Origin of the sequence: Pseudomonas sp. Au-Pse12, from assembly GCF_021341665.1 — a bacterium.
Classification (GTDB): Bacteria; Pseudomonadota; Gammaproteobacteria; order Pseudomonadales; family Pseudomonadaceae; genus Aquipseudomonas.
Genome location: NZ_JAJTTH010000010.1, coordinates 139110 through 153033 on the forward strand (window position 1 = coordinate 139110; position 13924 = coordinate 153033).

Sequence of the window (13924 nt, forward strand, 5' to 3'; positions counted from 1 at the left end):
CAAGGCCAAGGCTCCCTGGGCCTTGGCCTGGCAGTCATTCGCGGGCCCGCGCCTAGAGCTTCGGCACCGGGCTCACCGTGGCATTGCGCCAGGCGGTTTGCAGTTGCTCGTCGAGCAACGCCGGCACCTGCTTGTCGGGCTGGTTTTCCAGGCTCAGCTTGAGGCCGTTGAGGGAGCGGCCACTGAGGCGATTGCCCGCCAGGTCTTCACGGAACACCTGTTCCGCCTCGGCATAGCGTTTCTGTGCCAGCAAGGCATAACCCAGGGACTCGCGCAGGGTGTAGTACCAGTCCGGTGGCTCGTTGTAGGCCAGGGCGTCCTGCACTTGCACCGCCTTGCGCCAGGCGGCGATCTGCTGCTGCCCGGCATCCCCAGTCAGGGCCTGCAGGTCGGCGTTGAGGCCTCCCTGATCGTTGTTGAACACCTGGTTGCTCAGGCTCTTGAGGGCGGCCAGGTCCAGTGGGCCGGCGGCGCCGGCCTGGGCGCGGTTGAACAGGGTCAGGTTGGCGATGCGCAGCAGTTGCAGCGCCGGGTTGTTGCCGTATTGCAGGGCGCCCTGGCCGGTCAGGGGCTGGGGCGAGGTGGCGACGGCCTGCCAGAACCCCTTGAGGGCATCGCGGGCCGCGTCCTGGTTCAGGTCCTGGGCCCCCAGCTGGCGGTAGGCCAGGGCATAGGCCTTCATCAGCTGGCTGTAGGGCTTGCTCAGCTCTTGCCAATCCGGGTTTGCCGCCTTGCACGTCTGGTTGACCTTCGCCAGGCCGGCGTCGATCTTCGGCTCGATCCGCGCCAGGGCGTCCCAGGCTTCGAAGCGCACGGCGAAGTAGTAGGGCACGGCGTAGAAATAGTCGGTCTTGGTCTTCAGCTCGTCGCGGTATTGCTGGCAGAGGAAGGGCACGGCCGAGTACTGGGTGGTGTTTTCCACCAGTTCCTCGGCCATGTTCAGGGATTCGTTCTGCCGCCCTTCGATGGACAGGGTCCAGGTCAGGAAGTGCAGGTTGTGCCCCAGGTAGTGCAGGGCATAGGGGCTTTGCGGCTGCACCTGGTGGGCGTAGGCGCGGTCCACCGAGACGGCGGTGTAGTTGGCCACGCTGGCCAGGTTGTTGTTGCCGGTGCGCTGGTAGATGTGCGACGCCATGTGCACCAGATGGCCGATGGCCGGGTTCTGCTCGCGAAAGCGATCGGCCATGGGCAGGCCGCTGTCGGGGAACGGCGATTCCTCGATGGCATGGATGTAGAAGTGATTGGCCCCGGTGTGCTGCTGGTCCTGCACCAGCACCCGGTTGAGCACTTGCAGGGCCTCATAGGCGGCGTCGGTCGGCTTGACCTGATTGGATACGGCCTCGGTGCCGTCCCACCATTTCCACGGGTCGCGGCTGAGCAGGGCGTCGGCGTACAGGGTCGCGGCATCGAGGTCGTCGAAGTAGTTCTCCGACAGGGCCTTCATGGCCTCGGCGTAGCGCTTGTTGCCTTCATCGCCGAGGCTGACCTGGCCGTCCTTTTCGCTGTAGAGGCTCAGCAGCGCCTTGGCGTAGTCCACCTCGCGCTGCAGCTGGCGCTGGCTGAAGGCGGCTTGTGCGGCGCTGTCCTTGAGCCGTGCGCTGGCGTGCTCCAGGGCGATCTGCGCGGAGCGGTAGGCCAGCTGGTTGCAACCGGGGGTGGCGACGCTGTTGATGTTCGAGTTGGCCGACAGCGCGATGCCCCAATACGGCATCGCCGAGCCCTCGTCGAAACGGCTGGCCTGGTAGAACGCGCGGATCGCCGCGGAGAAGTTGAAACCGTATTGCAGGGCCATGCCCTGGCTGTAGAAGGCCTGGACTTGCTCCGCCTGCTTCAGGCTGACCAGCCCGTAGCGGGTGCCCCCCAGGCCCGAGAGCAACTGGTCGGCTTCGGTGTCCTGGGGGCTGACGCACTGGTGCAGCACTTGCAGGTAGGGCGTGTCCGGTGGCACCGGGGTGAAACCGCCGCTGTGCTCATCGGCGCCGTGGTTCATGGTGTGGGCCAGGGCAGCGGTGCTGGCCAGCAGCAGGCCGGCGGCCAGGGTCGAACGCAGGAAGGGGACGTCCATGCTGTGTTGCTCCTGAGAGAACAGGCTCGGTAGGAGCCGGCTTGCCGGCGAAGGCGATCTGGGTGACCTGTTCGCCGGCAGTCGGCTCCTGCAGTGGGAGGGGCAATGACAACCGCCGGGGTTCAGTCGTTGTCGTGGCTGTGGCGGGCGACGAACAGCTCGCCATCCGGCTTGGCCAGGCGCCTGATCTGTGGCGCCAGGTCCTGCTGGGGAATCACCACCTGGATCAGGGCCGGGCGATCCTTGAGCTTGAGCAACTGCGGCAGCAACTGTTCCAGCCCGGAGCGGGTCGAGACCTTGAAGCCCTCGGCGCCAAAGCCCTTGGCCAGGGCCAGGTAATCCCAGCCGGGCAGGATGTCGAACGGGGCGAACTGGCCGCCCGGCTCGAAGGCGCTGATGTCGACGAAGGCCTGCTCGATGGCATACACCTCGTTGCTCATGACGAACACCAGGGCGTTGACCCGGTTGCGCGCCAGGGTCGACAGCGACTGGCAGATCATCATGAAACCGCCGTCGCCGGCCACCACGATGGGGCGTCGGCCGCTGCCCAGGTAGACCCCCAGGGCACAACCGGTCTCGTGGCCCAGCGAGCCCCAGATGGCATCGGCGACAAAGCTGTCCCGGGGCAGGCCGTTGATGTTGCTGGCGGCATACAGCGCCGAGCTTTCGCCGAGGATCAGGCTGCTGTCGGCCCACAGGTCCTGTTGCCGGGCAAAGCCGTCGAGGATCTCCAGGAACAGCTCATAGCCCAGGGCATCGTCGGCCAGGCCCTGTTGCAACAGCGGCGGGCGCACAGGTTCAGGCGCGTGGTTGCGCAGTGGGTAGTCGCTGTCCAGGCCCATGGCCCCCAGCAGCCTTTGCAGGTACTGCGGCAGCGGCACGTGGGGGTAGTACTGCAGGCCGGTGCGGGCCAACTGGCTGTTGACCAGGATGATCCGGCTGAAATCCTTGTTCAGCAGTTGCAGGTAGTCGTCGGTGAAGATCACCCCCAGGGCCAGGATGCAGTCCACGTCCTGCATGAACGCCTGGGTCCATGGCCGCGAGGCCGGGCCGGCGTAGGTGCCGATGAACTGCGGGTGACTTTCGTCGACCACGGTCTTGGCTTCCAGGCTGGTGGTGAAGGGCAGGCCGCTGGCTTCGATCAGGCGCATCGCCTGCTCCTGCAGGCCATAACGGGCGATTTCGATACCGAGCATGATCAGTGGCGAACGGGCGCCGTCCAGGCGCAGCAGGCTGGCCTCGATGGCGGCGTTCATCGACACGGTGTCGCAACGTGCCGGCAGGGCGCGCAGTTCGCCCTGCGGTCGTGGGCAGGGCTCGCCCCAGACGTTCTGCCAGGCCTCCAGGTAAATCGGCCGGCGCTCGCTGATGGCCTTGACCAGCGCCTCGTCGATCAACTCCGGGGCGCGGCGGCTGTCGTCGAGGATCAGGCTGGCCACGGTCACCGGTTCGAAGACCTTGCGGCCCACCTCCAGGTCACCGGTGGAATGGTGGAACAGCACATCCTGGGACCAGATCAGTTCGCGGTTCTGCGCCGTGGGGCTGGCGCTGATCAGCACCACCGGGTTGCGTTCGACGTAGGCGCCGGCGATGGCGTTCAGGCCACTGAAGGTGCCGACGCTGTATTGCAGCGATACCGCGCCGATCCCGGCGTAGCGGGCATACCCGTCGGCCGCGTAGGCCGCAGCCATTTCATTGATTTCGCCCACCGCGTCGATGCCGTCGAAGTCTTCCAGGGCCGACATGAAATGCGAGACGTAGTCCCCCGGCACCTGGAACACATTGCGCAGGCCCAGTTGCTGCAGGCGGGTCAGCAGGTAGTCGGCGACGCTGAAGGTGTCATTGCTGGCCATGGTCGATCCCCTCGTAGGCAAAGGTGGTGACCGCGTTCAAGGTCTTGCCGCAGTCCTGGCAGGGCAGCGGCTCGGTGCCGGGCAGCGCGCAGCCATCCGGGGTCGGCACCGGCAGCAGGTCGTAGCCCTTGGGCAGCCAGTTGGGGCGTTTCAGGCCAAAGAAGTCCTGCAGGGTCGACTCGGCCACGGTCAGCGCGCCCTCGACCCAGCCCTGGCCCATGGAATAGGCCTCGCCGACGATATGGATCTGCTGGTCCGGCACCGGGTGGCGCATGCGGCAGAGGATCTGGTCGATCCGGTAGTTGGCCTTCCATTCATGCCAGCCACCGCCGTAAGGGTCGGCGTCCCAGGCGTGATAGACCGCCGAATAGGGCCGCGGCAACTCCACCTGATCATGGACCTGGGTGACTTGCATCTGCGCCACCCGGACCATTTCATCGCTGACCTGGAACTCGCAGCGCGGCACCACCTCGGCGGCTTGCAGCTTCCCGGCGAGGCTGGACGGTACATGGCCGACAAAGGGCGCGCCGTCTTCCAGGCCCTTCCAGAACGGCACGGTGCCGATGTCGTTGTAGGAGGCCATGAGCAACGAGTTGAGGGTCGGCTCGCCGCCCGGTTGCTCGCATTCGGTGCCCATGTAGTAGACCTGGCGCACCGGCAGGTCGGTGACCGAGCGCCCGGCCACCAGCCCGAGGCTGCGCCACCAAGGCTGTTCGTAGGCCAGGAACAGCTTGAACGCGGATTGCATCAGCACCGAACCGAGGTTTTCCTTGAGCCAGGGATCGTCGAACAGCGGCGCGTCGATCAACTCCAGGGCCCGGCGCGGCATGGCCAGAATGATCTTCTTGGCCTTCACCACCTGGCTGCCCCCGGCGTCGCGGGTGCTGCCTTCCTCGGTGACGGTGCTCTGAAAGTGCAGGCGATAGGGGAAGTCGCGGTCCTTGGCGTAGGTGATGTTCACCAGGCGCTGGTTCTTCTGCACCCGCTGCTTGGCGGGCAGCAGCCCCGGCAGCTTGCGGAACTTGGCTTCCAGGGCCAGGGGCAGGCTCTGGAAACCCTTGGTCAGGGTCAGAAAGGTGGTGTCGTCGCTGTATTCGGTGGCGGGCAACTGAGTCACGGCGCTGGCGTTGGCCACGTTGGCGTCGTAGCCGCCGGCGTCCTTCATGAACTGGTAGCCCTCGTTGCTCATGACCCGGTACAGCAAGTCCCAGAAGCCGTATTTCCAGATTTCCTTGCCGAACACCTTGACCTGCATCTGCTGGCACAGGCTGAGCTGGTCGAAGCCCGGGTACACGTAGTTCATCACCTTGACCTGCAGGTCCTCGGGGCCGAAGCCGCGCTCGGACCAGGCCAGGTCATAGGGGATCTTGTGCGGCGCTTCCTTGAAGTCGCGATAGCGAAAGCGTTTGCCGCGCAGGTAGAACAGGTTGTTCAGCGAGCCCACCGGTGGTGGCGCGCCCATGGGGAAGGCCTTGCTCGGCAGGCGCAACTGCTTGACCAGGTTGTCCACCAGCACATGGCCCGTGGGGCCGGGGATGTAGCGCATGCCGCCGACTTCCGCGACCACGTTGGGCAGGCCCGGCAGGTTGATGCTGAACAGCCGGCCGCCGATACGGTCGCTGTATTCGAACAGGCCGATCCTCAGTTGTTCACCTTGTTCATGTTGCAGGCGCCAGGCGCTGTAGGTGCCTGAAGCCCCCCCGCCGACAACCGCCACATCGAGTTCGAGTTCTTGAGCGTGCATGCTGGAATTCCCTTTCGGTTGAAGGCGGACACGGCGTCCTGCCGTGGCCTAGTATTGTCGAGTTCTGGCGGAATTCCAGTTTGCCATCATTGGCGCTACGGCCCTGTGTGGACGGGGCTTTGGCGATGATTGTCGGACGAAATACCGCGCCCCGTGCCGGGTGGCCGGCAGGCGCCGCGGGGCGTCTTTGCACAGGCTCGCCAGCAGCGCCACAAGGTTGGACAGGGGGCGCCCGACTGGGTAGTTTCCACGGACCGCGCACAAGGAACCTGCCATGGCCCCGGACCTGACTTCCATCGAGCTGTTTCTCAAGGCCTTGACCCTGGGCAACCTGTCCCGGGCTGCCGAGCAGTCGCACCTGTCGCTGTCGGCCGCCAGCCGGCGCCTGTCGCTGCTGGAGCAGCATTTCAAGGTGGCGCTGCTGCTGCGCACCTCCACCGGGGTGCTGCCGACGGCAGCCGGGCAGGCCCTGGCCGAACATGCCCGGTCGTTGCTGCGGGCGGTGGATGTGATGCACGCCGACCTGGCCGACTTCGCCAAGGGCGCCACTGGCCGGGTCAGCCTGTATGCCAACAGTTCGGCCATGAGCCAGGAGCTGCCCCGGCAACTGACCGAGTGGAGCGACCTGCATCCGGGCATTCGCGTGGACATCCGTGAGGAGCGCAGCCGCGAGATCATCCTGGCCGTGCGTGACGGTGTCGCCGATGTGGGCATTGTCACCACGCGCCCGCGGGGCCAGGACCTGCACTACATCCCTTATTGCCGCGACCGGCTGTGCCTGATCGTGCCCCGGGAGCACCCGTTCAGGATGAGCCATGCGCGCTTCCAGGACCTGTTGGGCTACGACTTCGTCGGCCTGGAAGACAACGCCGCGATCACCTCGCTGATCAGCGAGGCGGCCGCGGCGGTGAGCATGCCGTTGCGCCTGCGGGTGCAGGTGCGCAGCTTCGAGGCGGTGTGCCGGCTGATCGCCGCCGGGCAGGGCGTGGGGGTGCTCCCCCAGGGCGCGGTGCAGATCTTTCGCAAGGAGATGGCCTTGCGTTTTATCGAAATCGACGATGCCTGGGCCGATCGGCAGATGTACCTCTGCCGACGCCAGGAACAGCCGTCCCTGGCCAGCCGCGAGCTGTTCGACTACCTGGCCGGCTGCGGGCAGGCCGTGACGCAGGCTGGCTAGTCGCGGGGCAAGGCCGGACCTCCCTGACGCGCCTTCGAATTTTGCGAAGGCGGTTTCCATAATGAGCAATTCCCACTGGTGCTCCCCTGTGCCCAGAATGGGCTCGCCCGTGCGCTTGACCTGCCTCCATAACAACAACACGTCAGACCAGGAGAGACGGCTTGTCCAGGATCAATCCCGCTGTAAAACCTCCCCATCGCATCGCGGTGATCGCCGGTGACGGCATCGGCCGCGAGGTGGTTCCCGAAGGCTTGCGCGTGCTGGAAGCCGTCAGCCGGCGCTTCGGCATCGCCTTGCAGTTCGATCATTTCAACTGGTGCAGCGAGCACTACCAGGCCCACGGCAGCATGATGCCCGCCGACTGGGCCGAGCAGATCGGCGACCACGAGGCGATCTTCTTCGGCGCCGTGGGCGCGCCGGACATCGTGCCCGACCATATTGCGGTGTGGGATTCGCTGCTGAAGATCCGCCGCCAGTTCGACCAGTACGTGAACATCCGCCCGGTGCGGCTGATGCCCGGGGTGCCGTGCCCGCTGGCCGGGCGGGTGCCCGGCGACATCGATTTCATCGTGGTCCGGGAAAACACCGAGGGCGAGTATTCCAGCGTCGGCGGCCGCATGTGGGAAGGCACCCCGCGAGAGATCGCCCTGCAGGAGTCGGTGTTCTCCCGCCACGGCGTGGACCGGGTGGTGAAGTACGCCTTCGAGCTGGCCAGCCGCCGGCCCCGGCGCAACCTGGTGGCGGCCACCAAGTCCAATGGCATCGCCATCACCATGCCGTTCTGGGACGAGCGAGTGGAGGCACTGGCCAAGGCCTACCCCCAGGTCGACACGCGCAAGTTCCACATCGACATTCTCTGCGCGCACTTCGTCCAGCACCCGGACTGGTTCGATGTGGTGGTGGCGTCCAACCTGTTCGGCGACATCCTTTCCGACCTCGGCCCGGCCTGCACCGGCACCATCGGCATCGCGCCCTCGGCCAACCTCAACCCGGAGCGCCAGTACCCCTCGCTGTTCGAGCCGGTGCATGGCTCGGCGCCGGACATCGCCGGCCTTGGCGTGGCCAACCCGATCGGCCAGATCTGGTCGGCGGCCTTGATGATCGAGCACCTGGGGCAGGGCGACGCGCTTTACCAGCAGGCCGCGGCGGCGATTGTCCAGAGTATCGAGACGGTGCTCGCCGAAGGCCCGCGTACCCGGGAAATGGGCGGCAATGCCAGTACCACGGAAGTGGGCAGGGCGATTGCCGAATGTCTGGCTGGCAACAGGAGCTGAACAGATGAGTCTGGAACACTACATCGACAACCAATGGCAAGCCTCGTCCTGGGCCGAGGACATTCCGGTACTCGACCCCAGCACCGGGATCAGCTACGCGCGGATCGCCCGTGGCACCGCCGAGGACGTCGACCTGGCGGTGCAGGCCGCGCAGCGGGCCCTGGGCGACAACTTCGACGGGCCTTGGGGCGGCCTTTCGGCCCTGGAGCGCGGGCGCTTGCTGGCGCGCCTGGGCCTGGCGGTGCTGGAGCACCACGAAGAACTGGCGCAGATCGAGGCCCGGGACACCGGCAAGGCGCTGAAGGTGGCCCGCGCCGACGCCACCGCCCTGGCGCGCTACTTCGAGTACTACGCCGGAGCCGCCGACAAGCTGCACGGCGAGACCTTGCCCTACCAGGCCGGCTACACCGTGCTCACGGTGCGCGAGCCGCATGGCGTCACCGGGCACATCATTCCCTGGAACTACCCGATGCAGATCTTCGGCCGCAGCGTCGGCGCCGCCCTGGCAGCGGGCAACGCCTGCGTGGTCAAGCCTGCCGAAGACGCCAGCCTGTCGCTGCTGCGCCTGGCGGAACTGGCCGCCCAGGTCGGCTTCCCCGCGGGCACGATCAACGTGGTCAGCGGCTACGGCCACGAAGCCGGCGCGGCGCTGTGCGCTCATCCCGGGGTGGCACACATCTCCTTCACCGGCTCCACCGGCACCGGCGCCCTGGTGGCCAAGGCCGCCGCGCAGCGTCATTGCCCGGTGACCCTGGAACTGGGGGGCAAGTCGCCGCAGATCGTCTTCGCCGACGCCGATGTGGAGCGCGCGCTGCCGGTGCTGATCAACGCCATCGTGCAGAACTGCGGGCAGACCTGTTCCGCCGGCAGTCGCCTGCTGGTGCAGCGCAGCCTCTATGAACCGCTGCTGGAGCGCCTGGCCCAGTGCTTTGGCCAACTGCGCGCCGGGCCCTCGGAGCTGGACCTGGACATGGGCCCGCTGATCAATCAGAAGCAGCTGGGTCAGGTCCAGGCGTTCGTCCGCGAGGCCGAGGCCGCCGGCATCCGAGTGGCGGCGCGTGGGCAGGTGGTGGCCGAGGCCGGCAGCGGCGGCTACTTCCAGGAAGCGGTGCTGTTTCGCGATGTGCCGCCAGACAGCCGCCTGGCCCGGGAGGAAGTGTTCGGCCCGGTGCTGGCGGTGATGCCCTTCGAGGACGAGGCCGAAGCCATTCGCCTGGCCAACGACAGTGCCTTCGGCCTGGTGGCCGGGGTCTGGACCCGCGACGGCGCGCGGCAGTTGCGCATGGCCCACAAGCTGCGCTGCGGCCAGGTGTTCATCAACAACTACGGCGCCGGCGGTGGAGTCGAACTGCCCTTCGGCGGAGTCAAGGCCAGCGGCTACGGGCGCGAGAAAGGTTTCGAAGCGCTGTTGGGTTTCACCACCTTGAAGACCATCGCCATTCGCCACGACTGAAGGCCGCCCGTGGGGCGGTCAATAACAACAAAAACAGGAGTCACTTCCATGCGTCTAGCCAACAAGACTGCCATCGTCACCGGCGCCGGTTCCGGCTTTGGTGAAGGCATCGCCAAGACCTTCGCCCAGCAGGGCGCCAACGTCATCGTCGCCGACATGAACGCCACCGGCGGCCAGCGGGTGGTCGACGAGATCCGCGCCGCTGGCGGCCAGGCCCACTTCATCGAGGTCAACGTGGCCCAGGACGCCAGCGTTGGCGCCTTGCTGCGCAACACCCTGGAGCAATACGGCGGCCTCGACATCGTGGTCAACAACGCCGGCACCACCCACCGCAACCGGCCGATGCTGGAAGTCGACGAGGCCGAGTTCGACCGGGTGTTCGCGGTCAACGTGAAAAGCATCTTCCTCAGCGCCAAGCACTTCGTGCCGCATTTCCGTGGCCAGGGCGGCGGGGTGTTCATCAACATCGCCTCCACGGCGGCGATCCGCCCGCGTCCCGGCCTGGTCTGGTACAACGGCAGCAAGGGCGCGGTGGTGGTGATGAGCAAGACCATGGCCGCCGAGCTCGGGCCGGACAACATCCGCGTCAACTGCGTCAACCCGGTGGTGGGCGCCACGGCGCTGCTCAGTGAGTTCATGGGCGTGCCGGACACCCCGGAAAACCGCCAGAAATTCATGGCCACCATTCCCCTGGGGCGCTTCTCCACCCCCCAGGACGTGGCCAACGCCTGCTTGTATCTCGCCTCCGACGAAGCCGCGTTCATCACCGGCACCTGCCTGGAAGTGGATGGTGGACGTTGCGTCTGATGATCTGTAGAAACCCTGTTGGCCAGACCTGAACCAGCTACGGAGTGCAGTCGACATGTGTGGGATCGATAACGACCAGAACCACCCCAATACCAAGCAGCTTCTTGAAGGCCTGCCGAAGAACTGGGGCAAATGGGGGCCGGACGACGAGGTTGGCGCCCTCAACTACCTGCAGCAGGCCGAGGTGCTGCGCGGTGTCGCCGCGGTGCGCCAGGGCAAGACCTTCACCCTGCAAGTGCAGATCGGCCACCCCGGCGGTGACCCGATGTGGCCGGCGCGCAACCCTTCGATGCGCTTCAACACCCTGGACCGCAGCCACTACCAGGCCGGCAAGCAACCGTCCATGACCGGCGGCGCCGAGTACTGCGACGACGTGATCTTCATGCAGCTGCAGGGCTCGACCCAGTACGACGCCCTGGGCCATGCCTGGTACGACAACCAGCTGTGGAACGGCTACGACGCCAGCAGCACCGTCGGCGGCATGGCCAAGGCCAGCGTGCTGCCGATTGCCGAGCGCGGCGTGGTGGGCCGCGCGGTGCTGATCGACATGGCCCGGCATCGCGGCAAGAAGTACCTGGGCCGCGGCGAAACCTTCAACCACCTCGACCTGCTGGCCGCCGCCAAGGCCCAGGGCGTGGCCATCGAGAAGCGCGACATCCTGATCATCCGCACCGGCTCCATGGGCGCCTTCTACGAGTACGGCAAGACCGAGTTCTTCAAGGACCTGGTGGAGCCGGGGCTGACCTACAGCCGCGAATTGGTGGACTGGTTCAACCAGATGGAAATCCCCAACCTGGTGACCGACACCATCGCCAACGAAGTGATCACCGACCCGGTATCGGGCGTGCAGATCCCGCTGCACTGCGCGCTGATGCGCAACCTGGGGATCGCCTTCACCGAGATCGTGCTGCTGGAGGACCTGGCCGAGGATTGCGCCGCCGACGGCCAGTGGAGCTTTCTCTATACCGCCGCGCCGTTGAAGATCGTTGGCGGCAGCGGGGCGCCGGTCAATCCCATTGTGATCAAGTAGCCGACACTGCTGGTTTTGCGCTGGGCGCAGGGTTTATCCTGCGCCCCCTCACCAGACCGATAGGGATCATCGACCGATCATGCATGACGATTCACATTCGCCAGACTGTAGCTGTTGCCTGGATCACACCCGCGCCCATCAAGGCGTGCTCGACACCCTGGAATTGATGGCCGGCCATCCCGAGGCCAGCGAGGATGAGATCGTCCAGCAGTTGCAGGAGCGTGGCTACTCGGCCATTGCCGCGGAAAAACTCAACGCCTTCGTGCCCTCGGCCCTGGCCTGGATCGTGCTCAAGCGCCTGGGGGTGGAGCACCTGCCCAACCACTTCATCGCCCTCGACGAGGCCGGTGAGGAAGTACGGATTCCGGTGTCCAGCCAGCACTACTTCACCGCCGCGCTGACCCTGGCCTACAACACCTTTGAAAATGGCTGGAGCGAGGTTCTGCCGCGTGCAACCTACAAGGTCGTTGCCGACCGAAGCGCGGAAATGGACGCTGCCAACAAGGTCCTGAATGCGGGCGAGTCCCTGCAGGGCACCACGCTGGGGGCTTTGCATCTGCTGCGCCTGAGCGCCAGCGAGGTACTGGCGTAGCGGCAGGCGCCTGGCGCTCGGCGGTGGCGCATCAGCGGATGTAGATGATCTTCGACACCAGCTCCGCGCTGTTCTTGGCTTGCAGCTTCTTCATCAGCCGGGCGCGATGGACTTCCACGGTGCGGTGGGAAATCGCCAGTTTGCGCGCCACTTCCTTGCAGGTCAGGCCGTTGACGATGTGCAGCGAGATCTCGCGCTCGCGTGGGGTCAGGCGCACCGTTGGCGCCAGTTGCCGGTCCAGGCGTTCGAAGTGCCAGATCATCAGCCCGAACGGGTCTTCGGGGGTCAGGGAAAAGCCGTGGGCCCGGGCCCAGAACACTTCGCCATTGCGGTGCTGCATAAAGCGTTCGTCCGTGTAGGAAGCGCCGTGGCCGTTGCGCAGCCAGTGTTCGCTGCGCTCGCCAATGCTCTGGTAATCGGCCTGGGACGGATACAGCAGCAGGGTCAGGCGGTCCAGCAACTGCTCGCGCTCATAGCCGAACAGGCGCAGGAAGGCCTGGTTGCAATCGAGCATGCGCCGATGCCCAGTGATCAACTGCGGTGCGGGTGAAACCTGGAAGGCCAGGCGCTCTAGGTCCTGGAGCTGCTGGGCATATACGGTCATGGGGCATCCTGCCTCGTGGAAGTCGTTGCGCCGCTCTAGCGAGCGGGGCACTACTTACTGTTGTACGTAGTTGCCCCAACTAGCGTCGGATTCCGGCGCTCGCCATTGTAGGGAATGCCCGCTTCAAGCACAGAAGAAAATCACCATGAATCATGCTTCCGTTTCCATTGTCGCTGCCGCCCACACATCATTCGGTCGTCTCCAGGGGCTGACCCTGGAGGACCTGATTGTCCAGGTCACCCGCGAGGCCCTGGCCGACGCCGCGATCGATGCCGCCGAGATCGACGCGCTGTTTCTCGGGCATTTCAACGCAGGCCTGGTGCCGGACGGGTTTCCCGCCTCGCTGATGCTCCAGGCCGACCCGCAGTTGCGCTTCAAACCGGCCACCCGTTGCGAAAACGCTTGCGCCTCGGGCTCGGCGGCGATCCTCGCGGGGGTCAATGCGATCCGCAGTGGCGCCGCTGAGCTGGTGCTGGTGGTGGGCGCGGAAAAGATGACCAGCAACTCCACCGCCGAGGTCACCCAAGCCCTGGCCGGTGCCGGCTACCAGAACGATCCGCAGGAAGCCGGCCTGAGCTTTGCGCAGCTGTTTGCCCGGGTCGCGCAGCAGTACACCGAGCGCTACCACAGCCCGCTGGCCTCGATGGCGGCGATTGCGGTGAAGAACCACGCCAATGCCATGGCCAACCCGCTGGCGCAGATGCACCGGCCGATGGACTTCGAGCATTGCAACCAGGTGTCCCAGAGCAATCCGCTGATCGCGCCGTCCTTGCGCCTCACCGACTGCTCGCTGATCAGTGACGGCGCGGCGGCGATTGTCCTGGCTTCGCCGCAGCGCGCGCGCTCGTTCCGGCGTGAAGTGGCGATCCGCGCCCTGAGCCAGGTCAATGACCTGCTGCCAATGGCCAGTCGCGACATCCTGGCCTTTGACGGTCCGCAGCGGGCCATTCATGGCGCCTTGCGCGAGGCCGGGGTCAGCCTGGGAGACATGAGTTTTGCCGAGGTCCACGACTGTTTCACCATCGCCGAGCTGCTGATCTATGAAGCCATGGGCCTGGCGCCCAAGGGCGAAGGCCATCGGGCCCTGGACGAGGGCATCGTGCGCCACGGCGGCCGTTTGCCGGTCAACCTGTCCGGCGGGCTCAAGGCCAAGGGCCACCCGGTGGGCGCCACTGGCGTGTCGATGCATGCCCTGGGCTTTCGCCAGCTGATCGACGAGCCGATTGGCCTGGGCGTGCCCCGGGCCGAGTTCGGCCTGCTGTTCAACATGGGCGGGATGGCCGTGGCCAACTACGCCACGGTCCTGCAAGCGCTCAGGGCCTGAG

The 13924-nt window shown here is 66.1% G+C and carries 11 protein-coding genes; 7 read left to right on the forward strand and 4 right to left on the reverse strand.

Annotated features, from left to right (window positions below; translation table 11 throughout):
- Positions 1 to 52 precede the first annotated feature (52 nt).
- The 3 genes from LXM55_RS25415 to LXM55_RS25425 form a co-directional block, all read right to left on the reverse strand.
- The gene (locus LXM55_RS25415; protein ID WP_233322907.1) at positions 53 to 2065 is read right to left on the reverse strand and encodes a hypothetical protein; all 2013 of its coding nucleotides are present in this window, start codon (positions 2063 to 2065) and stop codon (positions 53 to 55) included.
- A 122-nt stretch (positions 2066 to 2187) separates the two neighbouring features.
- A complete protein-coding gene (locus LXM55_RS25420; RefSeq protein WP_233322908.1) occupies positions 2188 to 3918 on the reverse strand; it encodes a thiamine pyrophosphate-binding protein in 1731 nt (576 codons plus the stop codon).
- The gene (locus tag LXM55_RS25425; protein WP_233322909.1) at positions 3905 to 5662 is read right to left on the reverse strand and encodes a flavin monoamine oxidase family protein; all 1758 of its coding nucleotides are present in this window, start codon (positions 5660 to 5662) and stop codon (positions 3905 to 3907) included. The genes LXM55_RS25420 and LXM55_RS25425 overlap by 14 nt, the downstream gene beginning before the upstream one ends.
- 274 nt (positions 5663 to 5936) lie before the next feature.
- On the opposite strand from LXM55_RS25425, the gene LXM55_RS25430 reads away from it, so the two are divergent.
- From LXM55_RS25430 to LXM55_RS25455, 6 genes are all read left to right on the forward strand, one after another.
- Positions 5937 to 6839 (forward strand): LysR family transcriptional regulator, encoded by a 903-nt coding sequence (locus LXM55_RS25430; RefSeq protein ID WP_233322910.1) that lies wholly within the window; start codon positions 5937 to 5939, stop codon positions 6837 to 6839.
- Positions 6840 to 7000: 161 nt separating this feature from the next.
- Positions 7001 to 8113, forward strand: a complete 1113-nt coding sequence (locus LXM55_RS25435; RefSeq protein ID WP_233322911.1) for a tartrate dehydrogenase — start codon at positions 7001 to 7003, stop codon at positions 8111 to 8113.
- Positions 8114 to 8117: 4 nt separating this feature from the next.
- A complete protein-coding gene (locus tag LXM55_RS25440; RefSeq protein WP_233322912.1) occupies positions 8118 to 9566 on the forward strand; it encodes an aldehyde dehydrogenase family protein in 1449 nt (482 codons plus the stop codon).
- Positions 9567 to 9614: 48 nt separating this feature from the next.
- Positions 9615 to 10373, forward strand: coding sequence for an SDR family oxidoreductase (locus tag LXM55_RS25445; RefSeq protein ID WP_233322913.1), 759 nt, complete (start codon positions 9615 to 9617; stop codon positions 10371 to 10373).
- A gap of 55 nt (positions 10374 to 10428) precedes the next feature.
- Positions 10429 to 11403, forward strand: a complete 975-nt coding sequence (locus LXM55_RS25450) for a cyclase family protein (protein WP_233322914.1) — start codon at positions 10429 to 10431, stop codon at positions 11401 to 11403.
- 79 nt (positions 11404 to 11482) lie between these two features.
- Positions 11483 to 11995 (forward strand): hypothetical protein, encoded by a 513-nt coding sequence (locus LXM55_RS25455; protein WP_233322915.1) that lies wholly within the window; start codon positions 11483 to 11485, stop codon positions 11993 to 11995.
- A gap of 31 nt (positions 11996 to 12026) precedes the next feature.
- Here the strand turns inward: LXM55_RS25455 and LXM55_RS25460 are convergent, their stop codons facing one another.
- Positions 12027 to 12599, reverse strand: coding sequence for a LuxR C-terminal-related transcriptional regulator (locus LXM55_RS25460; protein WP_233322916.1), 573 nt, complete (start codon positions 12597 to 12599; stop codon positions 12027 to 12029).
- A gap of 145 nt (positions 12600 to 12744) precedes the next feature.
- Here LXM55_RS25460 and LXM55_RS25465 point away from each other — a divergent pair, with 145 nt between their 5' ends.
- Complete coding sequence (locus tag LXM55_RS25465) at positions 12745 to 13923, forward strand: acetyl-CoA acetyltransferase (protein WP_233322917.1); 1179 nt, start codon at positions 12745 to 12747, stop codon at positions 13921 to 13923.
- The last annotated feature ends 1 nt before the right edge of the window (position 13924 follow it).

What these genes read in the sequence shown, in the direction of transcription:
- LXM55_RS25415 (WP_233322907.1), bottom strand. Translation starts at nt 2,065, where the DNA reads ATGGACGTCCCCTTCCTGCGTTCGACCCTGGCCGCCGGCCTGCTGCTG.
- LXM55_RS25420 (WP_233322908.1), bottom strand. Translation starts at nt 3,918, where the DNA reads ATGGCCAGCAATGACACCTTCAGCGTCGCCGACTACCTGCTGACCCGC.
- LXM55_RS25425 (WP_233322909.1), bottom strand. Translation starts at nt 5,662, where the DNA reads ATGCACGCTCAAGAACTCGAACTCGATGTGGCGGTTGTCGGCGGGGGG.
- LXM55_RS25430 (WP_233322910.1), top strand. Translation starts at nt 5,937, where the DNA reads ATGGCCCCGGACCTGACTTCCATCGAGCTGTTTCTCAAGGCCTTGACC.
- LXM55_RS25440 (WP_233322912.1), top strand. Translation starts at nt 8,118, where the DNA reads ATGAGTCTGGAACACTACATCGACAACCAATGGCAAGCCTCGTCCTGG.
- LXM55_RS25445 (WP_233322913.1), top strand. Translation starts at nt 9,615, where the DNA reads ATGCGTCTAGCCAACAAGACTGCCATCGTCACCGGCGCCGGTTCCGGC.
- LXM55_RS25450 (WP_233322914.1), top strand. Translation starts at nt 10,429, where the DNA reads ATGTGTGGGATCGATAACGACCAGAACCACCCCAATACCAAGCAGCTT.
- LXM55_RS25455 (WP_233322915.1), top strand. Translation starts at nt 11,483, where the DNA reads ATGCATGACGATTCACATTCGCCAGACTGTAGCTGTTGCCTGGATCAC.
- LXM55_RS25460 (WP_233322916.1), bottom strand. Translation starts at nt 12,599, where the DNA reads ATGACCGTATATGCCCAGCAGCTCCAGGACCTAGAGCGCCTGGCCTTC.
- LXM55_RS25465 (WP_233322917.1), top strand. Translation starts at nt 12,745, where the DNA reads ATGAATCATGCTTCCGTTTCCATTGTCGCTGCCGCCCACACATCATTC.